Annotated in this window: 23 protein-coding genes and 1 tRNA gene; 16 read left to right on the forward strand and 8 right to left on the reverse strand. The window is 41.9% G+C overall.

Going from position 1 to position 26,683, the window contains the following annotated elements; all coding sequences use genetic code 11:
• Positions 1 to 160 precede the first annotated feature (160 nt).
• The 3 genes from SJ312_RS03545 to SJ312_RS03555 all read right to left on the reverse strand — a co-directional run bounded on the left by SJ312_RS03545 (position 161) and on the right by SJ312_RS03555 (position 3,602).
• Positions 161 to 1,927, reverse strand: a complete 1,767-nt coding sequence (locus SJ312_RS03545; protein ID WP_004255121.1) for a bifunctional alpha/beta hydrolase/class I SAM-dependent methyltransferase — start codon at positions 1,925 to 1,927, stop codon at positions 161 to 163.
• A gap of 9 nt (positions 1,928 to 1,936) precedes the next feature.
• Positions 1,937 to 2,560, reverse strand: a complete 624-nt coding sequence (locus SJ312_RS03550; protein ID WP_110591655.1) for a CDP-alcohol phosphatidyltransferase family protein — start codon at positions 2,558 to 2,560, stop codon at positions 1,937 to 1,939.
• A 238-nt stretch (positions 2,561 to 2,798) separates the two neighbouring features.
• A complete protein-coding gene (locus tag SJ312_RS03555) occupies positions 2,799 to 3,602 on the reverse strand; it encodes a helix-turn-helix domain-containing protein (protein ID WP_094962522.1) in 804 nt (267 codons plus the stop codon).
• Positions 3,603 to 3,755: 153 nt separating this feature from the next.
• On the opposite strand from SJ312_RS03555, the gene SJ312_RS03560 reads away from it, so the two are divergent.
• The 5 genes from SJ312_RS03560 (at position 3,756) to SJ312_RS03580 (ending at position 9,948) form a co-directional block, all read left to right on the forward strand.
• Entirely contained in the window at positions 3,756 to 4,706 is a 951-nt protein-coding gene (locus tag SJ312_RS03560; protein ID WP_094962523.1) for a 4-hydroxyproline epimerase, read from the forward strand.
• Positions 4,707 to 4,715: 9 nt separating this feature from the next.
• On the forward strand, positions 4,716 to 5,963 hold the full coding sequence (locus SJ312_RS03565) for an NAD(P)/FAD-dependent oxidoreductase (RefSeq protein ID WP_094962524.1): 1,248 nt from the start codon (positions 4,716 to 4,718) through the stop codon (positions 5,961 to 5,963).
• A gap of 17 nt (positions 5,964 to 5,980) precedes the next feature.
• The gene (gene dapA / locus SJ312_RS03570; protein WP_112307014.1) at positions 5,981 to 6,847 is read left to right on the forward strand and encodes a 4-hydroxy-tetrahydrodipicolinate synthase; all 867 of its coding nucleotides are present in this window, start codon (positions 5,981 to 5,983) and stop codon (positions 6,845 to 6,847) included.
• An 8-nt stretch (positions 6,848 to 6,855) separates the two neighbouring features.
• Positions 6,856 to 8,340 carry an aldehyde dehydrogenase gene (locus SJ312_RS03575; RefSeq protein ID WP_319866961.1) on the forward strand — a complete coding sequence of 495 codons (1,485 nt, stop codon included), beginning with the start codon at positions 6,856 to 6,858 and terminating at the stop codon, positions 8,338 to 8,340.
• 87 nt (positions 8,341 to 8,427) lie between these two features.
• Positions 8,428 to 9,948: an alanine/glycine:cation symporter family protein gene (locus SJ312_RS03580; RefSeq protein WP_004255107.1), complete on the forward strand. Its 1,521-nt coding sequence runs from the start codon at positions 8,428 to 8,430 to the stop codon at positions 9,946 to 9,948.
• Between the two features lie 8 nt (positions 9,949 to 9,956).
• Here SJ312_RS03580 and SJ312_RS03585 read toward each other — a convergent pair.
• Positions 9,957 to 10,044: transfer RNA gene (locus SJ312_RS03585), tRNA-Ser, on the reverse strand.
• 337 nt (positions 10,045 to 10,381) lie between these two features.
• Here SJ312_RS03585 and ghrA point away from each other — a divergent pair.
• Positions 10,382 to 11,323, forward strand: coding sequence for a glyoxylate/hydroxypyruvate reductase GhrA (gene ghrA, locus SJ312_RS03590; RefSeq protein ID WP_004255104.1), 942 nt, complete (start codon positions 10,382 to 10,384; stop codon positions 11,321 to 11,323).
• A gap of 137 nt (positions 11,324 to 11,460) precedes the next feature.
• Positions 11,461 to 12,012, forward strand: a complete 552-nt coding sequence (locus SJ312_RS03595; protein ID WP_096864844.1) for a molecular chaperone — start codon at positions 11,461 to 11,463, stop codon at positions 12,010 to 12,012.
• A 154-nt stretch (positions 12,013 to 12,166) separates the two neighbouring features.
• On the opposite strand, the gene SJ312_RS03600 is transcribed toward SJ312_RS03595, so the two are convergent.
• Both SJ312_RS03600 and mdtH read right to left on the reverse strand, forming a co-directional pair.
• Positions 12,167 to 12,727, reverse strand: a complete 561-nt coding sequence (locus SJ312_RS03600) for a lipoprotein (RefSeq protein ID WP_181489650.1) — start codon at positions 12,725 to 12,727, stop codon at positions 12,167 to 12,169.
• A gap of 38 nt (positions 12,728 to 12,765) precedes the next feature.
• A complete protein-coding gene (gene mdtH, locus SJ312_RS03605) occupies positions 12,766 to 13,971 on the reverse strand; it encodes a multidrug efflux MFS transporter MdtH (RefSeq protein WP_004255096.1) in 1,206 nt (401 codons plus the stop codon).
• Positions 13,972 to 14,676: 705 nt separating this feature from the next.
• On the opposite strand from mdtH, the gene rimJ reads away from it, so the two are divergent.
• The 4 genes from rimJ (at position 14,677) to SJ312_RS03625 (ending at position 18,099) form a co-directional block, all read left to right on the forward strand.
• Complete coding sequence (rimJ, locus tag SJ312_RS03610) at positions 14,677 to 15,264, forward strand: ribosomal protein S5-alanine N-acetyltransferase (protein WP_094962953.1); 588 nt, start codon at positions 14,677 to 14,679, stop codon at positions 15,262 to 15,264.
• 83 nt (positions 15,265 to 15,347) lie between these two features.
• Positions 15,348 to 16,886 carry a murein biosynthesis integral membrane protein MurJ gene (murJ, locus tag SJ312_RS03615; protein ID WP_094962954.1) on the forward strand — a complete coding sequence of 513 codons (1,539 nt, stop codon included), beginning with the start codon at positions 15,348 to 15,350 and terminating at the stop codon, positions 16,884 to 16,886.
• A 360-nt stretch (positions 16,887 to 17,246) separates the two neighbouring features.
• Entirely contained in the window at positions 17,247 to 17,483 is a 237-nt protein-coding gene (locus tag SJ312_RS03620; RefSeq protein ID WP_004255083.1) for a hypothetical protein, read from the forward strand.
• A gap of 43 nt (positions 17,484 to 17,526) precedes the next feature.
• Positions 17,527 to 18,099, forward strand: a complete 573-nt coding sequence (locus tag SJ312_RS03625; protein WP_094962956.1) for a helix-turn-helix transcriptional regulator — start codon at positions 17,527 to 17,529, stop codon at positions 18,097 to 18,099.
• 21 nt (positions 18,100 to 18,120) lie between these two features.
• Here SJ312_RS03625 and argS read toward each other — a convergent pair whose 3' ends face one another.
• Positions 18,121 to 19,851: an arginine--tRNA ligase gene (gene argS / locus SJ312_RS03630; protein ID WP_004255076.1), complete on the reverse strand. Its 1,731-nt coding sequence runs from the start codon at positions 19,849 to 19,851 to the stop codon at positions 18,121 to 18,123.
• A 165-nt stretch (positions 19,852 to 20,016) separates the two neighbouring features.
• Between argS and SJ312_RS03635 the strand changes: the two genes are divergently transcribed.
• The 5 genes from SJ312_RS03635 (at position 20,017) to SJ312_RS03655 (ending at position 25,656) form a co-directional block, all read left to right on the forward strand.
• On the forward strand, positions 20,017 to 20,571 hold the full coding sequence (locus SJ312_RS03635; RefSeq protein ID WP_110591665.1) for a VOC family protein: 555 nt from the start codon (positions 20,017 to 20,019) through the stop codon (positions 20,569 to 20,571).
• Positions 20,572 to 20,752: 181 nt separating this feature from the next.
• Positions 20,753 to 21,514, forward strand: coding sequence for a copper homeostasis protein CutC (gene cutC / locus SJ312_RS03640; RefSeq protein ID WP_004255070.1), 762 nt, complete (start codon positions 20,753 to 20,755; stop codon positions 21,512 to 21,514).
• A 312-nt stretch (positions 21,515 to 21,826) separates the two neighbouring features.
• Complete coding sequence (locus SJ312_RS03645) at positions 21,827 to 24,250, forward strand: DMSO/selenate family reductase complex A subunit (protein WP_165880131.1); 2,424 nt, start codon at positions 21,827 to 21,829, stop codon at positions 24,248 to 24,250.
• 10 nt (positions 24,251 to 24,260) lie between these two features.
• Complete coding sequence (locus SJ312_RS03650) at positions 24,261 to 24,878, forward strand: DMSO/selenate family reductase complex B subunit (protein WP_096864850.1); 618 nt, start codon at positions 24,261 to 24,263, stop codon at positions 24,876 to 24,878.
• Position 24,879: 1 nt separating this feature from the next.
• Positions 24,880 to 25,656: a dimethyl sulfoxide reductase anchor subunit family protein gene (locus SJ312_RS03655; protein ID WP_319866970.1), complete on the forward strand. Its 777-nt coding sequence runs from the start codon at positions 24,880 to 24,882 to the stop codon at positions 25,654 to 25,656.
• A 55-nt stretch (positions 25,657 to 25,711) separates the two neighbouring features.
• On the opposite strand, the gene cmoB is transcribed toward SJ312_RS03655, so the two are convergent.
• Positions 25,712 to 26,683, reverse strand: a complete 972-nt coding sequence (gene cmoB, locus SJ312_RS03660; RefSeq protein ID WP_096864852.1) for a tRNA 5-methoxyuridine(34)/uridine 5-oxyacetic acid(34) synthase CmoB — start codon at positions 26,681 to 26,683, stop codon at positions 25,712 to 25,714.

A 26,683-nucleotide genomic window follows, 5' to 3' on the forward strand; every position in this document is an offset into this window, starting at 1 on the left:
TGTCAACGAACTGGTGGTGATATTAGTAAATGATTGGGAAAACAAATAACGCTAAGCAGCATAGGTGCTTTGCTAACAATAAACAACGGCTATCATCTAAAGTTGAAGTAAGTGATTGATGGCAATAATGTGTCACCAATCACTCTGGAGGATAACTAGATTAACGCCGTCTAGCTATAGATACGCTGAATATGCCCCAGTTATCAATTGATTGGTTTAGTTTTTCAAAGCCCGCTTCTTCAACTAAAGCATCCATTTCGCCTTGGCTACGGCAACGCATAACCCATGCTTGCCCACCTTGGTGGCTTGGGAGTACCCGGGCAATCATTTCAACTTGAGGGTGCCATGGTTGACAGGTATAAATTAATAGCCCGCCAGATGGAATTGCCCGAGAAAGCCCATTTAATGAAGCCTTTATCATTTCATTATTGGGGAACAGCTCATACAAACCACTGACGATGCCAATTGTTGGCGATGGTGAAACCGCAGCTAGATCATCGGCATCAAAAGCATTACCTTCAGTAAATTGGATTTTGTCTTCAAGGTAACGTTCTTTTATATGTAATCGCCCTTGCTCAACATTGATAGGGCTATAGTCTCTTAGCAGGACGGACTCGACTTTTCCATAGTCATTAATCGCATCAAAAATATAACGACCTTGGCCTGCGGCAATATCCATAATTCGCACGGGAGTCCCTTTCTCTGTTAGGTCACGAATAGCCTGCCGAATGATGTTTTCAATATTGACTTTGCGTTGGCGTATTCCTTGCCAGCCAATACTGTTGAGATATTGCCTATCAATCACACGGCCAAACAAGCCTTTCCCCTGCGCTTTATCGCGATATACGTAATCAAGGGTCGAACCTGAATCAAACCCTTTATCATAACCAATACGAATACCTTCAGAAGCTTTGCCAAGTGTGCTCATTGATTTGCTCATAATTTTATAAGCAAGATTTTTGGGACACCATTTAGGTAATGGTGTCATGAGTGAACGATATTTTTCAGCGCTGACACTCCACGTATCTTCATATTGATAATTATGTTGGTAGCGCGGTAAGGCGAATAATTTGCCAATAAACTCACGGATTTTCTCAAGTGGGATATGGCGTTCTTTTTCACCTAAAGTGTCATGATAAAAACCGGGTAATATATGCTTTTCTTTTATTGGGGTGTTTAATTTTTCAAAAAACTGATGTTGAGGCCGGTGGTGAACAACGTGGTCGCTACCCGAAATAAATAGTTGAGTGGGCAAAGTAATTGCACCCGCATCAGCAACGATGCGATCAGCCGTTTTATACAGCTCAAGTAAAATATTGACGGCAATAGGGCGAGTGATCAATGGGTCGCGATTAAACGAATCAATTCGTTGTGCATCGTGAGTGAGAAATTTAGCTTTAACATACGAATTTACATAGAACAAGCCTCGAGCCTTTTGCATTAAAGCAAGCCCTGTTCGGGCAAATGGAACATACAATTTAACTTTAAATGCAGGGGAGGCGAGTACCATCCCTCGAATTTTGGGGGCGTAGTCATGAACCCAAGCGGAGACAAGAACGGCACCAACACTTTGCCCAATGACAATGATATTTTCTAACGGAATATTATATTCAGCGGAAATGTAACGCACAAACTCATCGACATCATTGATGGATGTGCTTAGTGAAGGGCTATAACCTCGAGGGCCATCATTTCTACCATGGCCACGGGCATCCCATGCAAACATAGCATAGTCAGGTAAATTGAGTTCATCGACTAAATGGGCGACTCGGCCGGAATGTTCATGGCCTCGATGAAATAAAATAATCGCTTTGTTGGTCGGCGTTTCTGTTGGCCAATGTCGATAAAAAAGAGAAGTATGGTCACTGGTGGTAAATTGGGACTCAATAACGGGACGTTGCGTCAGATAATCTGTCTGAACGTTCATAATTCTTCCTTAATTATTATTCGCAGGTGTAGATAATTCACAAAGAGCACGGCGAATACGGTTATAGCAAGTATAAAACAGCAACAAAGTTAAAAGGATAAACAGATAATTTACCCAACTAGAAAAGATAATCTGTGGAAAAATGCTAACGAGCAGTCCTAGCGTACCAAAAATAAAGGCTCGATCACTTTTACCAATAGGGCCGTCATAGCGCCGAGATGCACCAATTGATTGAGCGATAACGCCAATAAACTCAGTGAGTAGCGCAAGAAATAGAATTAATAAAATAAGCCAAAATGCTTGAGGGAAAATAACGGCAAATGGTGAGTAGAGTGCGACATCTGAAATGACATCACCAAGCTCATTTAATATTGCACCCAGATGGCTTTTCTGGTTGTGTTCTCTTGCTAACATGCCATCAATCGCATTGAGTGCCATACGAATAAACAGAACGAAAGGTAATAAAATAAACAGGTGCGGATTTGGAATGAACAGTAATAGCATTCCGCTGATCACGGATAAAAGTAAAGCCGCCAAGGTGACTTGGTTGGCGGTAACTCCCATACTAAATAACTTATGAACAATTGGACGAAGCAGATCTTGAAATTTAGGTTTCAGATCGTAAATGGTCATTGAGTGTTCCTTTCTCGTCACTGCACAATGATGCAGCTTTGGGATATATCAATACCCGATTGATTGATGTCTGCAATAAGAGCTATCTTAAGTTAGAAAATAACCAAGGAATATAGCTGTGTTATTTTAGTAAAAAATTATTCTAACTATTTGAATAATTAACTAAAAACATTTAATAAAATTAAATGGAATGGATTTATTCACGTTGAGGAAAACAGATTAACAATATGATACCCGATCACGTCAATATCTTTTGTTTATCGATTTTTGAACGCATTCGTTTAAATTGGCTGGGTGTCATTGTGGTCATTTCTTTGAATTTACGGCAAAAAGCGCTGTGATCAGCGTAGGCACATTTACTGGAAATCTCAGTGATTGAAAAATCATCTTCGAGCAGTTCAATAGCATGTTCAAGCCGCATTTTTTGAATATATTGCTGGGGGGTTATCAAAAAAATAGCTTTAAACTGGCGGTTTAATTGGGAAAGGGAGAGGCCAGATATTTCAGCAAGAGTTGTCATTTTTATAGCGGTATCAAAATGTTCACTAATATGGCGTTCAACACGGCTAAGCTGGTTGTTCAGCTTAGGACTGACAGATTTTACATCTTGTAAATCCACTGAAATTCCTGCAACCCCAATAACCTGGTTACGTGTATTAAAAATAGGAACCTTAGTCGTTAAGCACCATCCCAACAAACCCGCTTTATACAGGTGAAGCTCTAGTTTATTAATGACGCTAATTTTCTTTTCCATCACTAAATAGTCCTGAGAACTATAAGTTTGGCCGAGTTCCGAATGAAAAATATCCTCAGCGCCTTTACCAACGAGATGATTAACACTGTCGATTTTACAACGAGTAGCTAGATTATCATTAGCCAATAAATACTTTGCATTATGGTCTTTTATAAAAAAAGTCACATTAGGCAAGGTATTAATTAGAGGCATAATTAAACCTAAATGATTTAATAAAACGTCAATATTATCAACGGGAAACAGCATATTTTCCTGACTAATCAATAGCAATTTATTTAGATTGATCATGCTGCGCTCCGAAATATTAAATTAATCTTACTAATTCTGTTAAATATTTTGAGATTGTGCAGAAAACCGCATAAGTTTGTTAGAAAGATATCAAGAGTTGTTAACAAAAATCAAGCATTCTATTAACAATGATAATAAATAGGATGCTAGCTGATGCAATCTCAATATACCAAAATTGAAGTTATCGATTCCCATACCGCAGGCGAGCCAACTCGGCTAGTCATTGATGGATTCCCTGATTTAGGGCAACAAAGCATGGCATCGAGATTGGAGCAATTACGCAAGCAACATGATGTATGGCGTAAAACCACCATTTTAGAGCCACGTGGCAATGACATTCTTGTTGGCGCATTACTCTGCAAACCACAAAACCCAGCGGCAACAGCAGGTGTGATTTTTTTTAACAATCAAGGTTATCTGGGAATGTGTGGCCACGGCACTATCGGTTTAGTGGCTTCGTTGCATTTTCTCGGTCATATCACTTATGGCAAACATCTTATTGAAACTCCGGTAGGAGATGTGACGGCGCAACTACACCAAGATGGTAGCGTGAGCATTCAGAATGTTTATTCATATCGTTATCGCAAAGCGGTACAAGTTAATGTTCCAGACCTCGGCCCCATTACTGGGGATATTGCTTGGGGCGGAAATTGGTTTTTTCTTGTTGAACAGTCACCAGTCGCCATTGATTACCAAAATATTAAATTACTGACAGAAGTCAGCTTAAAGATTAAACAAGCCTTAGCTGATCAAGGTATCTACGGTAAAGATGACCAAGAAATTGACCATATCGAATTATTCGGTTCACACCCCAATGCTAATAGCCAAAGTTTTGTTTTGTGCCCTGGTGGCGCTTATGACCGCTCGCCTTGTGGAACAGGAACCAGCGCCAAACTTGCCTGCTTAGCGGCAGATAAAAAACTGGCAGCTGGTGAAATCTGGCATCAAGCCAGTGTTATTGGTAGCCAATTTCAAGCCAGTTTTCAGCAGGCAGATGAAAACGGCATTATTCCTACTATTCGCGGACATGCCTATATCAGTGGGAAAAATACCTTATTGATAGATGAACAAGACCCATTTCGGTTTGGAATTTCGGTGGCATAGGGGAATGAAATGGAACGCAAATATCCAGTGATTGTAGTGGGTGGCGGTATTATTGGCCTGAGTATTGCGCTGACAGTTCAAGCTAATGGGTCAAACGTATTGTTGCTTGATAAACATGAAATTGGCCAAGGCGCCTCATTTGGCAACGCAGGGCATATTGCGACAGAACAAGTTTTTCCGATTGCTGACCCGAGTGTCTTAAAATCACTTCCAAAAATGCTACTTGACCCATTAGGGCCTTTGCGCTTGGATTGGCGTTATCTATTACCCTTAACCCCTTGGTTAATAAAATTATTGGGTAATATGCGCCATAAGCCTTTTACTCATATTCATCACACCTTAACGACATTAAATAGTGCCGCTTTTGATTCATGGCAAGCATTTATTCAAAAATGGCAATTAAGTGACCTTGTCAAAATGAAGGGGTCACTGTTGGTGGCTGAGAAAAAAGAAACTCTCGATAAGTTAAGTCATCACAGTGAGTACCTACAAAGTATTGGTGTGACAAATCAATTGATTGGTCAAAATGCGCTACTCACACGCGAACCTGCTTTATCTGAAAGCCAAATCGGGGGCATTTTTTATCCAGATACAGGCCATGTTGTGGATTTATGTGCATTACACCAAAAGTTGACCGAGGCGTTTTTACAAGCGGGTGGGCAGGTATTAACCCACTGTGAAGTAACAGAAATTACATCAACATCGAATCAACAAGCAGTATTGACAACGACCCAAGGGCAGTTCACAGGACAAAAAATTGTTATTGCAGGTGGCGCATTCTCTAAATCATTAGTCAAAATGGTCAGCCGCATCAAAGTGCCACTTGAAACAGAGCGTGGTTATCACTTGATGTTGCCGAATGAATTAGGCCGTTTATCAATACCAGTATCAAGTATGGATAGGCGTTTTATTATGACGCCAATGTCTCAAGGTCTACGCCTTGCAGGAACCGTGGAATACGCAGGGCTAAAGCGCCCCGCAAATATGCAGCGTGCTCAACATTTTCTTCCGTTAGCACAACCAATGCTCAAAGAAGCATTAAACAGCCAACAATCGACATCATGGATGGGGTTTCGCCCATCCACATCAGACTCATTGCCAGTTTTAGACCACAAAGGCCCCTATATTTTTGCATTTGGTCACCAACACTTGGGGTTAACCCAAGCGGCGATCACTGCAGATATTGTAAATAGTTTTATACATCAGCAGCCGACAAGTATCGACTGTACCCCTTTTTCCATTGAACGATTTCTTTAATTTTGAGGCGAATTCAAATGAATTTCCATGGCATTCTTGTTCCTTTAGTGACCCCGTTTCATGATGATTTAACACTAAATGTCAGTGCACTTGCTGAATTAACTGAAAAACTTATTGAGCAAGGTGTTACTGGTTTAGTAGTTTGTGGGACAACAGGGGAATATTACGCATTAAATGAAGATGAGCGTAAAACCGTGCTATCTACCGTTTGCAAGATTGCAAAAGGGCGAGTGACATTAATTGCGGGCATTAACGACTTATCAACCGAGGGGGCAATCGCACGCGCGAAACAAGCTCAAGAGCTCGGTTATGAAGGGTTAATGTTATCGCCTCCGCCGTATAGTCTGCCGGACCAGCAAGGGGTGTATGCCCACTATGAAAAAGTCGCAAAATCAACACCATTACCCATTATTATGTACAATTTTCCCGCTCGGATTGGTATTGAAATCGACATTGAAACGGTCATTAAGTTAGCTGAAATTGACAATATTGTCGCCATCAAAGAAAGCAGCGGTAGCTTTAGCCGAGCACTGCATCTATTACAAACACCATTCAAAAATTTTGAGGTCATTTGTGGCTGTGATGACCAACCTGTGGATTTCTTCTTTTGGGGTTCGAAAAGTTGGATAGCGGGTGCGGGGAACGTATTCCCCGCAGAGCAAGTTGCTATTTTTAATGCAGCGCAGGCGGGTGACTGGCAACAAGCGAAGCAAATTATGACTGAAATCTATCCTGCAATTTACTCAATGGAGTCAGGGAACTATAACCAAAAAGCCAAGGCGGGTTGCTTGAATGGAACGTTCAATGTTGGCCCGGTTCGTTTGCCTCTGTCAAATCTAGCGTCTCAAGAACGCGATGAATTCATTAAATTAATTAAACGCTAGGGGGAAATATGACCATGACCCAACAGCAGGTGTTTGAATGTGCAAAACAAGGAAAACTGTGGGCAGGCAATTTGATTGCAGGGCACCCAGAACAGCAAAATAAATTAAAAAACCGTACCCCAATCGATAATAGTGTTATTGGTTTTATTGCTGACGGTGATGCGAACGATATTAATGCCGCGGTACAGGTAGCGCGTAACACATTTAATCAAGGTGAATGGCGCGGATTATCGCCTCAAGAACGTAAAGTTGTCATGCTTAAATGGGCTAATCTCATTGAAAAACACAGTGAAGAACTTGCGGCGCTAGATTGTATTGATGCAGGTAAGCCTATCACTGAATGCTTAAATACGGATTTACCTGCAACGATTGACACCTTTTATTGGTATGCCGAAGCGATTGACAAACTGTTTGGTAAAATTGCACCAACAAGCCATCAAGAATTGGGGTTGATAGTGCATGAGCCTATTGGCGTGGTTGGTGCAGTGTTGCCGTGGAATTTCCCTGCTCAGATGTTTGCATGGAAAGTGGCACCCGCTCTTGCGGTAGGCAACTCGGTGATTGTGAAACCTGCCGAATTAACCTCATTAAGTGCTTATCGTATGGTGGAACTGGCCTATGAGGCAGGAGTCCCTAAAGGCGCATTAAGTCTAGTCTGTGGGTTAGGTGAAAAAGTCGGGGAAGCCCTTGGCCGCCATCATGATGTGGATGTTGTGTCATTCACAGGTTCAACAGAGGTAGGGCGTTTATTCTTAAAATATTCAGCAGAAAGTAACTTAAAAGAAATTGTACTCGAATGTGGGGGAAAAAGCCCTCAAGTGGTGTTTGAAGATGCCAATATTGAGGCGGCAATTCCGCATATTATGGCGGCTGCCTTTTGGAATATGAGTGAAAACTGTAGCTGTGGTTCTCGCTTAATTGTGCATGAAAGCATCAAAAAAACACTATTAGAGAAGCTTGCCGTCGCCGTTAAAGAATGGAAAGTCGGCGACCCAAGGCATGCGGATATTTCAATTGGGCCAATGGTCGAACAAGCTCACTTTGAAAAAGTGAAATCATTTTTAGATACCACATTAAAGGAGGGCGGAAAACTCATTGCTGGTGGGAAGGTCCATCATGAATTGGGGGCTGGATGGTATATCGAACCGACAATTTTTGATGAAGTCACGCCTGAAATGTCACTATTTAAGCATGAAGTTTTTGGCCCTATTTTAGCCGTTACGTCTTTTAAAACTGATGATGAAGCGGTCGCTTTGGCCAATAACACTCAATATGGTTTAGCGGCTTCATTTTATAGCCAAAATATTCACCGAGCCATGCAAATTGCACAGCGTATTAACGCAGGCACCGTTTCCGTCAATGGTTTTAGTGAAGGCAATATTACAACGCCGTTTGGTGGCTTTCGTCAATCAGGCTTTGGCGGTAAAGACAACGGTTTAGAGGCATTTGAACAATACACTCAAACCAAGGTTATCTGGTTTATTCATCAATAAAAACGTTGACCTGAGTACCTTATTGGACTCAGGTTTTTTTTACCCTGCAAATACAAATAAACAATTACAATAACGAAGGAGTACAAAATGGAAGCCATCGTTAATACAATCGTTGGTTACATCTGGGGTAATGCATTAGTGGTGTTATCGCTAGGTGTTGGGCTCTATTTTACATTAGCGACTCGCGGTGTACAGTTTCGCTATCTCATTAAAATGGTATGTTTGTTAAAGGAAAATAAAGCGTCAAAAGAAGGAATTTCCTCCTTCCAAGCATTCTGTTTAGCATTATCAGGGCGTGTAGGGGTAGGTAATATTGCGGGGGTGGCGACAGCCATTGCCGCAGGCGGCCCCGGTGCAATCTTCTGGATGGTTGTCATGGGGCTATTGGGGGGAGCAAGCGCATTTATCGAATCCACACTTGCTCAAGTATACAAACAGCGCTCTGATGGCCAATACCGCGGAGGCTCCCCTTACTATATCGAGAAAGGGTTAAAACTGAAACCATTTGCCATTATAGTGGCTGCGGTTATTTGCCTATCTTATGGAGTACTGGTTCCGGGTATTCAAGCCAATACCATTGCTGATTCCTTTCAAACTGCATTTAACTTACCCCCAATTGCGACAGGCGGCATTGTGACAGTGCTGATGGCATGGTTAATCTTTGGTGGTGTAAAACGTATTGCGAGTGCAGCAGACAAGATCGTGCCAATTATGGCATTGGCATATATCGTCATGATGGTGATCATCTTGGGTAGCCATTACGAACAAGTGCCGGGTATGTTCAGTTTAATTTTCCGTAGTGCGATGGGAATGGACGCTGTATTCGGTGGTATTGTTGGTACGGCTGTCTCATGGGGTGTGCGCCGTGCCGTTTTTTCCAACGTGGCAGGTGCGGGTGAAGCCACATTTAGTTCTGCGGCGGCCGAGGTAAGCCACCCTGTAAAACAAGGGTTAATTCAAGCGTTTTCTATTTATATCGATACTGTCGTTGTGTGTACAGCATCAGGTTTGATGATCCTTGTCACCAATATGTATAACGTTTTTCCAGATGGTTCGGCGACTGCCTTAGTCGAATATGTTCCCGGGGTTGCCGCGGGGACCGCATGGACACAAATGGCGGTATCAACAGTCTTTACTTCTGCAGGGTCGGGATTTGTCTCAATCGCCGTATTTTTATTCGCTTTCACAACCTTGATGGCCTATTACTATATTGCAGAAACCACGATTGTTTATCTCGATAGAAAATTGCGTTACCCTATTTTGAAATTGATACTTAAGTTTGTATTTCTGATTATTGTTTTTATGGGAAGCGTCCAGTCAGTTAGCTTAATGTGGAGCCTTGGCGATATTGGGTTCGGTAGTATGAGTTACCTTAATCTTATTGCCATAGTCTTCCTGTCAAAACCTGCATTACGAGCACTGCGTGACTTTGAGCGGCAGGAAAAACTAGGCGTTGATCCGGTGTTTGACCCCAAAGTCGCTGGGATAGAAAATGCAGAACTCTGGGAAGATATAAGCCGCGAATATCACGAACAAGGAATTGGTATAGAACCGAAAGAGAAAAAAAATCAAGGGATGGCATATCAAGAAGAAGAGAGGAAAAACTAGAAGAAAAATGGCGGTGAGGGAGGGATTCGAACCCTCGATACGTTGCCGTATACACACTTTCCAGGCGTGCTCCTTCAGCCTCTCGGACACCTCACCGTTTTTCTAAATCTGTTGTGGAGTAGGGAATAAAAACCTGCTCTGCAACGGGGCGCTACTATAGGGAAAATAGCGTCTAACGTCAACTCCCTATTTATCCTTTTTCCGACTTTTGTTGCTGTTTAGCTAAATAAAAAACAATTTGATTATTATCTAATCTTAAATGTTATCAGCTAAGGTAAATAATACGTTTAATGTTAATTTGAAACGGCAAGTCGTGAAGATAAAAAGCGTTAGCTAGTTAACAAAATTCTGATTGAATACAGTGTATCGGCTTGATTAACTTGAAAAGAAATGCCATTCGGCACACTCTGTTAGAAACTAAAGAGGAGTTGCCATGAATATTTTATTTTACCATCCATTTTTTGATTCAAAACAGTGGATTGAGGGCATGAAAGCGCGATTACCCCAAGTGAATATTCGCCAATGGGAAAAAGGGGATAACCAAAGTGCAGATTACGCTATGGTTTGGTTACCGCCTTATGAATGTCTCGCTGGTCGCAGTGATTTAAAAGGTATTTTCGCGTTAGGTGCGGGTGTGGATGCTATTTTAAAGCAAGAACAAGACAAACCTGGGACCTTACCGGCAGGCGTTCCTGTAATGCGTTTGGAAGACACTGGAATGGCGATTCAAATGGAAGAATACGCTTGTGCAAAAGTGTTAAGCTACTTTCGTCGTATGGATGAGTACCGCCAATTACAATCACAGCGACAATGGAAGCAATTACCAGCCTACCAACACGAAGATTTTGTCATTGGTGTTATGGGAGCAGGGGCATTAGGGCAAGCGGTTGCAAAACGCTTAGTCAGCTTTGGTTTTCATGTAAGAACATGGAGTCGCTCTGAAAAACAACTTGATAACGTAAAAAGCTATTTTGGTAATGACCAATTAGCTAGCTTTCTTTCTGGAACCCGTGTGATTATTAATCTTCTGCCAAGCACGCCAGAAACGGTGGGAATTTTAAACCAGCAACTATTTAGCCAATTAGAGCAAGGGGCATATGTTATCAACCTTGCACGTGGTGCTCATCTGATTGAGCAAGATTTGCTTTTAGCGCTTGAATCAGGGCAAGTTGCAGGTGCTGCGCTTGATGTTTTTGCGAGTGAACCGTTATCGCAAATGCACCCGTTCTGGACGCATCCACGCATCGCTATCACGCCCCATGTTGCCGCCTTTACAAAACCGAAAGAAGCCATGGATATGATTGTCAGTAATATCCAGCGCATCGAAGCTGGCCAAGCTCCTATTGGTGTGGTTGATATGCAACGCGGTTATTAGTCACTTCTTTGTTGCGAGTGGTCTTTATGAACACTCGCAATCATCACCCCTAATATCTTTCCTATTTTTTCGATATACTGAAAGTAACTGCTTCGGTCACGAGGTGTGACTACTGAATCTGAAAAATAGGATAATATATGAACGAATTTTCAATCGTCTGCCGTATTTTGGGGACACTATTTCAACGTAGTCCCTCTGATAGCCTCGTAAAGCCGCTTATTGATATGATTGCTCAAGATAAATTAAAAGGATCATGGCCATTGGAGCAAGATGAATTATGGTCGCGCATGGCAAAAGATCTCGATATCAATGCGGTTAATGCGGATTACCAAGCCCTGTTTGTAGGTGAATCCCCAGCAGTTTCAATGCTAGCGAATGATTACGATTCTGAAATTACAGAAGCAGAAGTTCGCGAATTTTTAACTGTGAGAGGAATGTCCCTGACGAATGCACCTGCGGATGCTTTTGGTGCGTTACTACTCGCGGCTTCTTGGTTGGAAGACCAAGCGGCAGAAGATGAAACAGCCGCCCAAGAAGAATTATTTGATAGCTATATTCTTAGCTGGTATGGCAGCTTTTTAGGTAAAGTTGAAGCGCATGCTACAACCACGTTTTATCGTACTTTAGCCCAAATTACGCGTGATGCAGTTATTGCTCTGCGTGATGAGCTTGACTCAGAAACCGAATAGTTGTGACGCCGTCACTTTTTTATGATGATGTTACTTATGTTTTAGTCAGCGGTATTGATTAATAATTTTGTTTGAAGATTGAATAAGCTAGAAAGGCAACAGATTTTTTGTTGCCTTTCATGCTTTTATCAATCGAAATAATTTATGGTTAAAATTAATCAACTAATGGAATGACAAATTTGCCCGGTTTGATTTCAAGCCCTTTAGCCAATTTCTTTGCGGTTGCTTCAGCAGCACCATTATCTGGATTCAACACATAAACAGGCTGAGTTTCAAAGAAAGTTTCAAGGGAACTATTTAAGTAAGGAATAACAGCTGACATAGCCGTATCCATATTTTCGGGTGTTACCTTGTAACTGCTAATATTTAACTCTTTTAAGTAAATTGAGCCGGTTTTGGCGTCAAAATAAGGACGAGCAGTGAGGGTCAGGTTAATTTGTGCTTCTGCTTTACCAATCAGCGAGTCTAATTTAACGGTTGCATCCCCTGTCAACGCGACTTTTCCAGGTTCACTGCGGCCGATTTCTGATTTTAAATTAGCGAGTTGAATATCCGCATCAGCAAAGCCAGTAATGCCGACCTTGTGGTCATATTTTACTTTATTAGCAAGATAATCATTAATTTGTGATTCACTAATACTAAACTCAGATAATTGACTACAACCCGATAAGAGAGTGAGAAAGCCCACCATAGCGGCGATTATAAACTTCTTCATAAAGACTCCTTTTACAGTAATACCGCTAGTTTAGCGCATTACTGCCCACTCAACATGACTGTTTCAATTTTTTTACGGTTAAATTGCTTATGCAGTGCCCATAAAGTGATAAAACCGATGATCCCTAATAAGAACCAAGGTAATTGTGGCATATTCCATTGGTGGCCAATATCGTACATCCAGCCGCCACCGGTGTAACCGACAGCTCCGCCTAAAGCAAGGCCTAAGCGGCTAAAGCCCATATAGCTCCCTCTGGCTCTTGGGTCAGCAAGTGATGCGCTTAGTGTTTCTCTAGCGGGGTCGGCAGTCACAGTACCTAAATAAAATAGGCAAATAAGGGCAAATAGCGTGTTGAGTGAGGTTGTCATACCAATTGGAAACATGCTGAGACTCATTAAAAATAGCCCGGCCATGAGCCGTTGCTCAAGGCGAAAATGTTTTTCGCTCCAACGAGCAATAGGGTAAAGCAATGTTAAGGATATCGCTGCTTCAATCGCATACATCCATTTGACGGCAGTTGGCGTCCCTGCTAACTCATTGACAACAATAGGAAACATAAGCATCACTTGTACTGACAACATAAAATAGCCAGCTAAAGTGACTACATAAGTCACAAAGCGTTTGTCTTTTAGTACGCGGCCCATACCTTCTTTAATAGGGGTTCTGATGGTTGATATTCGATAAGCAGGTAACAACCAAGCATTACAGATAGCAGCAATAATAAAAACAGCAGCGCCAACCCAGCAGACATAATGGAAGTCATATTGTAATAACCAACTACCAATCAGCGCCCCAATAACGGCTCCAGCACTGTCTTGCATTAAGAGTAAAGAATAAAAACGGCCGCGTTCATAAGGGCGAGTTAATTTAATAACTAATGCGGTTCGTGGGGGATCAAACAAGGTTCCACCCAGTGCAGAAAGGACGCAAGATAACCATAAAACCCAAGGGTCATGGGCCACTGCCATCACTGCAAAACCACTGGCACGTAATAGCATTCCAATAACAATCATGGGTTTCGCACCAAACCGGTCAGCGATAGCACCGCCAAAGATACCTAAACCCTGTTGAACAAACTGACGAAGCCCTAAGGCAAAACCCACCACCACGGCGGCCCAACCCAGTTGATCAACAAAACGAATAGAAATAAGCGGAAAAACAACAAAAAAGCCGAGGACAACCAACATGTTGTCAAGCAAAAGGAAATACTTACCAAGGCTTCTTGCCCGTGACACCTGCGCCATGAGACACCATCAGAAAAATAGCAAAGAGGGAATGATGCTTAAAATTAGTTATTAATAATATCAGTATATTGAGGTTTGATAGATGATATTTTTTTATCGATAAATATTCGTCATACTTCACTCTGTGACGGTGTTGACTGCGTTCGGCTCCTTGGGTCACATACTAGTGTATGCTCCCCAAGCTATCCTCTCTGGTCGCCTAGTCACAGAGCGAATTATTTAGAATATTGATAGGGCCATACTTCACTCTGTGACGGTGTTGACTGCGTTCGGCTCCTTGGGTCACATACTTGAGTATGCTCCCCAAGCTATCCTCTCTGGTCGCCTAGTCACAGAGCGAATTATTTAGAATATTGATAGGGGGCCATACTTCACTTTGTGACGGTGTTGACTGCGTTCGGCTCCTTGGGTCACATACTTGAGTATGCTCCCCAAGCTATCCTCTCTGGTCGCCTAGTCACAGAGCGAATTATTTAGAATATTGATAGGGGGCCATACTTCACTTTGTGACGGTGTTGACTGCGTTTGGCTCCTTGGGTCACATACTTGAGTATGCTTCACAATGAAGGCATCTAGTGATGTATTCATATTTTAATTTACGTAACATATTTTTCGTGAATGAATTGTAAGCTACACTTTAACGTTCTAAGTTATTGGCTTAGAACTAAAGAAAATATCTGGCTTTTTATTAATTAAGGGTTAACGATGTTTGGTTATCGTTCAAATGTACCGAAAGTGCGTCTTGTCACTGATAGAATGGTTATTCGTTTGACTTACGAACGTGATAATTATCGACTAGCTGATTATTACAGTCTGAACAAAGACTTTTTAATTCCGTGGGAACCCATCAGGGACAACTCTCATTACCAGCCCGCTGGCTGGCATAATCGGTTACAAGTCATGAATGAAATGCATCGAGAAGGAAGTGCTTTCCATTTCTTACTATTAGATAAAGAAGAAAACGAAGTTATGGGGGTAGCGAACTTTAGTAATGTATTGCGTGGCTCATTTTATGCCTGTTACTTAGGCTATTCACTAGGTGAAAAATGGCAAGGACAAGGTCTAATGTATGAAGCGCTAACCCAAGCGATTCGTTATATGCAACAACACCAAAAAATGCACCGAATTATGGCAAATTATATGCCTCATAATATGCGTAGTGGTCATTTATTGACTAAGCTTGGCTTTGAACGTGAAGGCTATGCAAAGCAATACTTACAAATTAATGGTGAGTGGCGTGACCATGTATTGACGGCATTGACAGATAACACTTGGGCGCTGAATAAAGCCTAAATTCCTAATTTACCTTTCAATCGTAGTCAGTTGCAGCGCTCGCTGTTAAACTGATGCGATTGTATTCTTTTAGTCTATCAATCATGAATTTATTAAAATCGTTGGCGGCAGTAAGCTCCATGACCATGATGTCTCGTGTGCTTGGGTTTATTCGCGACGCCATTATCGCTCGAGTTTTTGGTGCAGGAGCCGCGGCGGACGCCTTTTTTGTCGCATTTAAGCTACCGAATCTTTTACGTCGAATTTTTGCCGAAGGTGCATTTTCACAAGCTTTTGTCCCAATACTGGCGGAATACAAAAATCAGCAGGGAGAAGAGGCCACTCGTACATTCGTCGCTTATATTGCTGGGATGCTAACCCTCGCTTTAGCGATCGTAACTATCCTTGGTATGATTGCCGCCCCTTGGATCATTTATGTCACCGCACCTGGATTTACCGACGATGCTGACAAATTTGCGCTGACGACAGATCTTTTACGAGTCACATTCCCTTATATTTTTCTGATCTCTCTGGCCTCTCTCGCTGGGGCTATCCTGAATACTTGGAACCGTTTCTCAGTCCCTGCATTCGCGCCAACATTGCTCAATGTCAGTATGATCATTTTTGCTGCTTTTGCAGCCCCATACTTTAACCCACCCATAATGTCATTAGCATGGGCAGTGCTGGTTGGCGGTGTTTTGCAACTGGTCTATCAGCTACCACACCTTAAAAAGGTGGGCATGTTAGTGCTACCGCGCTTATCATTTCGTGATAGTGGGGTTTGGCGTGTAATGAAAATGATGGGTCCCGCTATTATCGGGGTTTCTGTTGCGCAAATTTCTTTGATTATCAATACGATATTTGCCTCTTTTTTACAATCTGGTTCAGTATCATGGATGTACTACGCCGATAGGCTAATGGAGTTACCATCAGGGGTACTTGGTGTAGCTCTTGGAACGATTTTATTGCCATCACTTGCGAAAAGCTTTACGAGTGGCAACCAAAACGAATATCGTCACTTGATGGATTGGGGGTTACGCCTTTGTCTGCTACTGGCACTACCTTGTGCGTTAGGGTTGGCGATACTCTCTGAAGCATTAACCGTATCTTTATTCCAATACGGTAATTTTACGGCGCATGACTCACTTATGACACAATATGCCTTAATTGCCTATTGTGTCGGGTTAACTGGGATGATTTTGGTGAAAATTTTGGCACCAGGTTTTTATTCACGCCAAGATATTCGTACCCCAGTGAAAATTGCGATTGTCACGTTAATCTTAACGCAACTGATGAACTTAGCCTTTATCGGGCCATTACAACATGCAGGTTTAGCTTTATCCATTGGGTTAGCTGCCTGTTTTAATGCGGGAGTTCTCTATTGGCAATTGCGCAAGCAAGATATTTTTCAGCCTTTAGCGGGCTGGAAAGGGTTTATCGTTAAACTATTGATAGCGTTAATTGTAATGGGTGCCGTGCTATTTGGTGTCTTACATTTTATGCCGTCTTGGCAAGAAGGTAATATGCTGATGCGTATGCTACGTTTGATAGGCGTCGTGATTGTTGGTGCGGGAAGTTATTTTGTTGCTTTATACGTGCTCGGGTTCCGCCCTCGTGATTTTATGAAACGCAGTATTGCCTAATTAATAAGTATGTCAATGACCTTAAAAGCCCAATTTTAATGAGGAGAGCTCATAAAATTGGGCTTTTTTATCTCTGTAATCTACGTAGTTAAGGTGCCAACAGGCATAAATTCTTTCCCTTCAATTTCTAATTATCTACTCAAATTTATTCTCTTTATAACTGAATTATTAATTTCAAAATTATTTCATGAAATTTCAATTGATTGTTTTCACTGATAAAAATAATATCCAGCTCTATTTCTGGGGTATATTTACTGGGTTGTTGTGACAGCAATTAATTTCAGGGGAGTATTCAATTTATTGAATATTACTTGTTGACCGATGTCAACGGAATGGCTATGTTATGTATCAAGGAGGTCGATGAAAAAACACCCAAATAAGCATGTTCAGGCAGCTATTGAATATGCGATAGAAAATGGCTGGGTCTGGGTTACAGCAGGAAACTCATCACATACTTTTTGCAAGTTACGCTGTGGTAACGCAGTGGGTGAACACAAAACACATATGATGAGTGTCTGGTCAACGCCAAAAGTTATGGAAGTGCATGCTAAACAGATAATACGTAAAGTGAATCACTGCATTGCTCTTTTAGGTTAATCCAAGCGGCTTAGGCCGCTTATTTATGTAAGATGGGGAAATTATGGCGCTATTTACTTTCACATTAACACTATCGGGTGTGACTGCTGATACGGAAGGCTTAGTTGATACCTTATTCGCCGCAGGCTGTTGCGATGCATTGGTGTGCTTTTATGGTAAATCGGTTTATTTAGAATTTGATAGGGAAGCGGAATCTTTTGATCTTGCAATTGAAACTGCGATTACAGATGTTGAAAGTACATCGCTGAATATAAAAGTGGAATCTATTGATTCCGCTTTGGTTGGGTTAAGTGATATTGCAGAATTGACAGGGCTAACCCGTCAAGCAGTGGCTTTGCTGAAAGATGGGGCTCGAGGTAAAGGCCATTTCCCTACACCCGTACAACGTTTGAGAGGGACATCCCCGTTATGGGACTGGGCGAGTGTTGCTGATTGGCTACAACAGAATAACCGGTTGTCGAATAACCCTGAACTTTATGAACAAGCAAAAATACTTTGTAAATGGAACTTAGTACTCCGTAATTGCGCAAATGAATATATCGATGAATTACAAAAACGAACAACAAAGTTAGCGAAACAGCGCAAACAAAAACGGCTCACCAAAGTGAACCGTTAATAGACTATTTATTGATTTGAATTACATTCTTTCAACGGTTTCAATGCCCAGAGTATCTAAGCCCGTTTTTAGAGTTTTTTGAGTTAATGCAGCCAATTTCAAGCGGCTTTGGCGCTGGGCTTCGTCATCGGCTGACAAGATAGGGCAGTGCTCATAAAAGCCTGAGAATAAACCAGCTAGTTCATATAAATAAGCACACATCACATGAGGTGTACCATCACGAGCGACAGTTAGAATGGTTTCTTCAAACTGTAACAAACGTGTCGCAAGCGCAATTTCACGTGGGTCTTGTAATGAAATAGGCAGAGTTAAGTCTGCATGGGTTAAATTGGCTTTCTTGAAAATAGAAGCCACTCGAGTATACGCATACTGCATATACGGAGCGGTATTTCCTTCGAAAGCTAACATGTTGTCCCAATCGAAAATATAATCTGTCGTTCTGTTTTTGGACAAGTCAGCGTATTTAACGGCGCCAATACCGACAACATTTGCGACATTGAGCAATTCATCTTCAGGCATATCTGGGTTTTTCTCACGGATCAGCGCTTGAGCACGTTCAACCGCTTCATCCAGTAAGTCTGATAAACGAACGGTACCACCTGTACGAGTCTTAAATGGTTTGCCATCTTTACCTAGCATCATACCGAACATGTGGTGCTCAAGTGCCATTGATTCAGGGATATAACCTGCTTTACGGACGATGGTCCATGCTTGCATTAAATGTTGATGTTGGCGAGAGTCAATATAGTAAAGTGAGCGGTCAGCATGAAGGGTTTCATAACGGTATTTCGCACAGGCAATATCAGTTGTTGTGTACAAGAAGCCACCATCTTTTTTCTGGACGATCACGCCCATTGGTTCGCCTTCTTTATTTTTAAATTCGTCGAGAAAAACAACCGTCGCGCCTTCACTCTCGACAGCTAAACCTTTGGCTTTCAAGTCTGCAACAATACCGGGTAGCATACTGTTATATAAGCTTTCGCCCATCACGTCATCTTCGGTTAAAGTGACATTTAAACGGCGATAGGTTTCTTGGTTTTGCTGCATAGTGATATCCACTAATTTGCGCCACATTTGACGACAATATTCATCACCGGATTGCAGTTTCACAACGTAGCCACGAGCGCGGACTGCGAATTCTTCATCTTCGTCGTAGTGTTTTTTGGCTTCGCGATAAAATTCTTCGAGGTCGGCAAGTGCCATATCGGTGGCATCTTCATTTTGAACTTTCTCAAGATAGGCAATTAACATACCAAATTGCGTACCCCAATCACCGACGTGGTTGGCACGGATGACTTTATGACCAATAAATTCTTGAGTGCGTGCCGCAGCATCACCAATAATGGTGGAGCGTAAGTGGCCTACGTGCATTTGTTTCGCGACATTAGGCGCAGAATAGTCAATGACAATCGTTTCAGGCTTGACGGGCGCGATGCCTAAGCGCTGGGAAGCCAATGCCTCTTCAACATGCTTTTCAACCCAAGCTGGCTCAAGGAAAATATTAATAAAGCCGGGGCCTGCAATTTCAACTTTGCTGGCAATCCCTTCCAAATCTAAGTGATTAACAAGCTGTTCAGCCAGTTGTCGCGGAGCTATCCCCATCTTTTTAGCAGCGCCCATCACTCCATTGGCTTGGTAATCACCAAACTGAGCTTTAGCGGATTGACGCACAAGTGCATCACTGTCTTCTGGAGCACCCGCTGCTAACATCGCAGCACTAATTTTATCTGAAAGAATCGCCTGAATATTCACCGAATTACCTTAAATTACGAACATAGTTACCGCATTGTGCCATCACATGCGCATAACTAAAAGGTGGAAGAGAAAAATCGGCAGGTTTTATACCACATTTTGGGGCTCTCATGCTACAGTCTGCGCCACTGTTTAGCAGATAAGTTTTTGTAAAGGGGGCGTTAAGTGCCACAGTTTAGCAAAATTTCGCAATTACAAGATTTATGGGATGACCTACCTATATTCATAGGTAAATTACAACAGATGGCGCAAGAGATAAACGTATTATTGTCATCCTTTCCGATTGACCATATTTCAGTGCGTTGTCATCATATTGAAACTGCAGAACGTTGGCACCAAGGGTTAATGCAATGTGCCCAACTTTTATCTGATAATATAATTAATGGCCGACCGATTCGTTTATATGAGCTAAGTGAGCCATTAAATATCGCGGGTCAAGATGTATTTATCATTGAGTTGCCTTTTCCAAAGGACAAAATTTACTCGAAAGAAAGTTGGGAACACATCGAAATGGTAATAGATGTTGAGCCGAATCAGCTAGAAACCGCGGCATTGCAGTTATTACCTGAACCTTTACCCCAAGGGTATAGCATTAAAATGAGCCAACCCAAAGGGCAGCAAGAAAGGTTGCCAAATCCAACATTAGCAGTGTCAAATGGTGAGATAACAGTTAAATACCATCCATTCTCACTAAAAAAGATAATTGAAAGTGAAAAATAAGTGATGTAATTAACGTTATTGATCAATAGTCCCCGTTAACTTTTGGCGGTGTGATATCCATCCGATAACATTTTTTGATAAATGGCATTATTAGGCGAATTGTTAACGTTTAACATTAAATCTTTCATTATTTTTTTGGCACATAAAGCCAGTGTTTTATTGCTCTATTTCGGAGGTTGTCATGGCAAAACTGGAAATCTGTTGTTTCGGAATTGAATGTGCCCAAGTGGCTCAAGAATATGGTGCAGATCGTATCGAACTGTGCTCTGGCGCCGCTGATGGTGGTCTGACACCCAGTTATGGTTACCTGAAATTAGCGAAAGAGAAACTACATATTCCAGTTCATCCTATTATTCGTCCTCGTGGTGGCGATTTTTGCTATAACATCAGTGAGTTTGATGTGATCCGTGAAGATTTAATCATGATTAAGGAAATGGGCTTTTCAGGTGCCGTTATCGGTATATTAGATAGCGAAGGGCGTATTGATATCAATAGGATGCAAACGTTGATGGAAATAGCACAAGGAATGAATATTACTTTCCATCGTGCATTTGATATGTGTATTAACCCATCGTTAGCTTTAGAACAATTAAAGGAACTCGGCGTGGCTCGCATTTTAACTTCTGGGCAGCAACAAAGCGCGGAGTTGGGCTTACCTCTCTTGAAAGAGTTACATGAAAAAAGCCAGCAAATCAATGGCCCACAAATTATGGCGGGTGCGGGCGTACGTTTAGCTAACCTCAGTAAATTCATGGAAATCGGTTTATCTGAGGTACACAGCTCTGCTGGGAAAACGGTACCATCAACCATGAGTTACCGCAAAGTAGGCGTTACAATGGCTTCTAATAGCGAAACCGATGAATTTACTCACTATTGTGTGGACGGCCCTACAGTAGAAGCGATGAAGGACTTTATTTCTATTACAGAAAAAGTTTCCGTTTAATTGCCGCTAGCCATAATACGCAGCTTTACTATTTACCTGCACGGCTTTGATATGGAAATTTTAAATAGATTGTTATTCACTAAGGAAAATCAATTAGTTGGTTTTTCTTAGTGTTTATTAGCTACCATGCAGTTAATTATTGCTAAAATAGTCGATAGAAATACTAATAATATGATTTATTTATCATTAATAGCTTAATTATTGCTTGTGTTGATGCATGTCAATTAACCACTTTTTTTATAAGGCTACTATCTAATTACTATAAGAATACTAAGTAATTCAATTTATAATAATTAATAAGGTAGCAATGTAATGATCAATAAAATCAGGGAAACAGCGCTGAGTAGGCGACAGTTTATTCAAACTTCTGCCTCTATCGCTACAACAACGGCTATCGCCAGCTCTATCTCTCTACCTTTTTCCGCTCAAGCAACACCAACCATCACAATTCAACCAGATGAAGTCAGTGAAAAAATCAAATACAGCGCATGCTTAGTTAATTGTGGCAGTCGTTGCCCACTTAAAGTACATGTGAAAGATGACGTCATTACTCGTATATCGAATGAAACCATGTATGACGACACTCAGTTTGGTTTACATCAAATACGTCCTTGTTTGAGAGGGCGCTCTGTTCGCTGGAAAACCTATAACCCAGACCGCTTGAAATACCCATTATTACGTACAGGTAAACGGGGAGAAGGCAAGTTTAAACGGATCAGTTGGGATGAAGCGACGACGATAGTGGCACAAAAATTGCGCTCAACTATTGATACATATGGCAATGAAGCGATTTACTATCAGTATGGTTCAGGATCTACCGGTGCTAATTTACAAGGACGTAATGCTTGCAAGCGGTTATTAAGCCAATTAGGTGGGTTTCTTGACCAACATGGAACCTACTCAACCGCACAAATAAACGGTGTTATTCCGTATGTTTATGGCAAGTTGGATGATTCGCTGTTATCTGAAATAGCCAATAGCGATTTAGTCGTCATGTTTGGCCATAATATCGCGGAAACACGGATGTCCGGTGGTGGGCAATTCTACGAAACCTTAAAAGCGTTGGAAAAAAGCCAAGCTAAAGTCATTATTATTGACCCACGTCGTACTGATAGCGTGACAACACTAGGTGCTGAATGGATCCCGATTTATCCGGGCACTGACGGTGCGCTTGTCGCTGCGATTATCCATACATTAATTAAAGAACAATTAACGGATGAAGCCTTTTTAGCTCAATACTGTGTGGGTTGGGATAGTCAGACACTCCCTGAGTCCGCACCAAAAAATGGTTCCTATAAGGATTATATTTTAGGGCTCGGTGATGATGGTATTGAAAAAACGCCGCAGTGGGCTAGCCAAATTACAGGCGTCTCACCAGCTCGTATTATTCAACTGGCTCGTGAGCTGGGTAATGCAAAAGCCGCGTGGATTTCTCAAGGTTGGGGGTTACAAAGAACGGCATCAGGTGAACAAGCTGCACGGGCTGTGATGATGTTACCCATTGTCACGGGACATATTGGACGCCCAGGAACGAATGCCGGAGGATGGGGAGGAAACGTGGCGTATTCTGTGCCAGGTTTTGCTATTCCAAACCCAGTTAAAACCAAAATTCCGTGTTTTATGTGGACAGATGCGATAGCGCGCGGTACCGAAATGACCGCGACAAACTCGACACTGCTCGGTAAAGAACGACTTGAAACCAATGTGAAATTTTTATGGCACTATGCGAGTAATGTCACGGGTAACCAACATTCTGACTTAAATAAAACCCACAAAATTCTAACGGATGAGTCCCTATGTGAATTTATTTTGGTTTGGGATACGCATATGACGCCATCGACTAAATATGCGGATTTAATTTTACCTGATGTGACCAGTGTTGAATCGAATGATTTAATTAATAACTCGTATGCCAGTGGTGCTTACCATTATGCTATCCGCCTACAGAATGCGATTACGCCATTATGGGAATGTCGCCAATCTTATGATGTTTTAACTGATATCGCTGAAAAACTGGGTATTAAAGACCAATTTACCGAAGGCCGTACACATGAGCAGTGGATAGAACATTGCTATAACTTGATGCGAGAAAAAAATCCACATTTGCCAACGTTTGAAGAAACGAATGACATGGGAATTGTTGATAGAAAATTGGCGAATAGTGCAGATTATATTGCTTTAAAATCATTCAGAGATTCACCTGAAACCTCACCATTACCAACACCATCGGGTAAAATTGAAATTTATTCAGAAAGGCTCGCTAAGATAGCGAAAGAGTGGGATTACCCTGCTGACCAGCGAATACCTGCTGTGCCTGAATATTGTGTGAATACTGAAGGCGTTGAAAATAAGCAAGCTAAACAAAAATACCCGCTGCAAATGACTGGCTATCACGATAAAGGCCATGCGCATTCTTCATATTTTAATATTGCGATGCTACGCGAAGCCGTTCCGCACCAGTATTGGATTAACCCAATTGATGCGTCTGCTCGTGGTATTCAAGATGGTGATGTGACTGAAATTTTCAATGACCGTGGATGTATGCATATTAAAGCAAAAGTGACAGAACGCGTATTACCCGGTGTGATTGCAGTTCCGCAAGGTGCTTGGCGAGAAGTCAATGAAGAGGGGGTCGATATTGGTGGCTGTATTAATACACTCACCACACAGCAGCCTTCCGCTCTCGTTAAAGGAAATCCGCAACATACTAACTTAGTTGACGTGAAACGTGCATAAGGAGTGACGAATGAAACAGTATGGTTTTTATTTTGACTCAACAAAATGCACAGGTTGTAAAACGTGTCAGGTGAGTTGTAAGGATGAAAAGGACCTTGATTTAGGGCCTAAATTCCGTCGGGTATACGAGTTTGGTGGTGGAAGTTGGCAACAGCAAGAGGGGATATGGCAACAGAATGTTTATAGTTACTATCTATCAATTTCCTGTAATCATTGTTCTAACCCTACCTGTGTTGCAGGTTGCCCAACCGGTGCAATGCATAAACGTGAACAAGATGGGTTAGTAGTAGTAGACCAAACCATTTGTGTCGGGTGCCGTTACTGCGAACTACGTTGTCCATACGGCGCACCACAGTATGACGAAAAGAAAAAATTGATGAGTAAATGCGATGGGTGCTATGAGCGGGTCGAAAAAGGGATGAAACCTGTTTGTGTTGAATCTTGTCCACAACGCGCATTGGACTTTGACGATATCAACATTCTTCGCGAGCGCCATGGCAATATTAGTGGGATTGCCCCCATGCCAAACCCAGCTCTTACTAATCCTAATATTGTCATTAAGCCGCACAAGGATGCTAAACCTTGCGGTGACAAGAGCGGTAAATTACAAAACCCAGCAGAGGTATAACATGCACGAACTTCCACTCGTTTTTTTCACCGTATTGGGGCAGTCGGCAGCAGGTTTATATTTATTGGTATATGCGAGCCGAAAACTGGGCATGTTGAGCGAAACCCAATTGCGTCATTCCAATATAGCGGCATTTGTCATTATGATCATTGCGCTAGCCATCGGTGGGCTACACGTTGGGCAGCCTCTGCGCTTCTTTAATATGCTTTTAGGTGTAGGCCGTTCACCAATGAGTAATGAAGCTTTGCTTAGTGGTATTTTTGTTGCTTTTGGGGCTGCAACTTTATTATTCACCTTATTTATTAAAAATAAAGCGCTGAGTGAACTGTGTAATGTTGCCACGGTTATTTTTGGTTTGGCATTCGTCTGGTCAATTCCTCAAGTGTATAATATTGCGACGGTAGCCAATTGGTTTACTGTTTTCACAACAGTACAAATGTGGATGACTCTGTTAGTTGCTGGTGGCGCATTGGCTATTCTATTCGGTGCTCAGCGGTTAGGGGCGATGGCATTTTTGATTGGTTCAATTATTATTTTTGCCACTCGTGCCGCTTATGTGTCATTTTTAGGCGAAATAGGACCAGAGATTAGTGCAGAACAAGCTGGTTTTTGGAGCTTCCAGTTAGTCGTATTAGCGGTGATGCTGTTTGTTTATCCGGCTCTGTTATATCGCGGAAGAAACTCATCTGTAATATTAGGCTTATGTGCGCTAGCCGTTATTTTAGCGGAGTTAGCTGGCCGAATTGCCTTCTATAATTTATGGCAAATAACAATGTAATATCTTGATAAAAATGAAATAAAATGCCTACGACGTAATTGCCATAGGCATTTTTTTATGGTTTACGAGCAACTAAAATAGCGCGTAATGGTGCAGGGTAGCCCTCGATAGTTTTGGTTTTATCATTAGGGTCTAAAAATTCAGCCAATGAATCTGTTTTCATCCATTGTGTGCGGCGTTGCTCTTCCAAAGAGGTCACTTCTTGGTCAACAATCCGGACATCAACAAAACCACATTTTTCTAACCAAACTTTGAGCATTTTAGCGGAGGGAATAAAATAGACATTACGCATTTGAGCATAACGGTCACCGGGGATCAAACACTGAAATTCATCCCCCTCAATAACTAGACTCTCTAAAACCAATTCACCTTCGCTCACTAATTGGTTCTTAAGTTGCCACAAATGGTCGAGCGGTGAACGGCGGTGATAAAGTACACCCATTGAAAACACAGTATCAAATGCCTTTAACTCTGGCAGTTGTTCGATACCTAAAGGCAATAAGTGCGCACGTTGGTCATCGCCCAATAATTTTCTCACCGCCTCAAATTGGCATAAAAATAATTCAGTTGGGTCGATACCGACAACAAATTTGGCATCTTGCCCTAACATACGCCACATGTGATAGCCACTGCCGCAACCGACATCTAAGACATAACGGTCCTTTAGTGATGAAATATGGGGTAATACGCGATCCCATTTCCAGTCAGAGCGCCATTCGGTATCAATATTCACACCATAGAGAGAAAAAGGGCCTTTACGCCATGGCATTAATTGTTCAAGAATATTATTCAGGCGCCGAGTTTCACCGGCTGTGAGCTCGGGTTCACGTGTAGCAGTCACGCTGTTGCGTAAATCCAAATCAGTAGGGACCATTACTGGCAGGTTATCTAGCATTTTTTCCCATGAAGAAAAACCACCGTGTAACCCTTGTTTTTTCCATGCTGAAAGTTGTGCCGGAAGCGTTTCAAGCCAATGACTTAGGGGGCCAACCGCAATTTGTTGGTAAAAACGACCAAAATCAATCAT

Origin of the sequence: Providencia sp. CIM-Carb-044 (assembly GCF_033901115.1) — a bacterium.
Classification (GTDB): domain Bacteria; phylum Pseudomonadota; class Gammaproteobacteria; order Enterobacterales; family Enterobacteriaceae; genus Providencia; species Providencia hangzhouensis.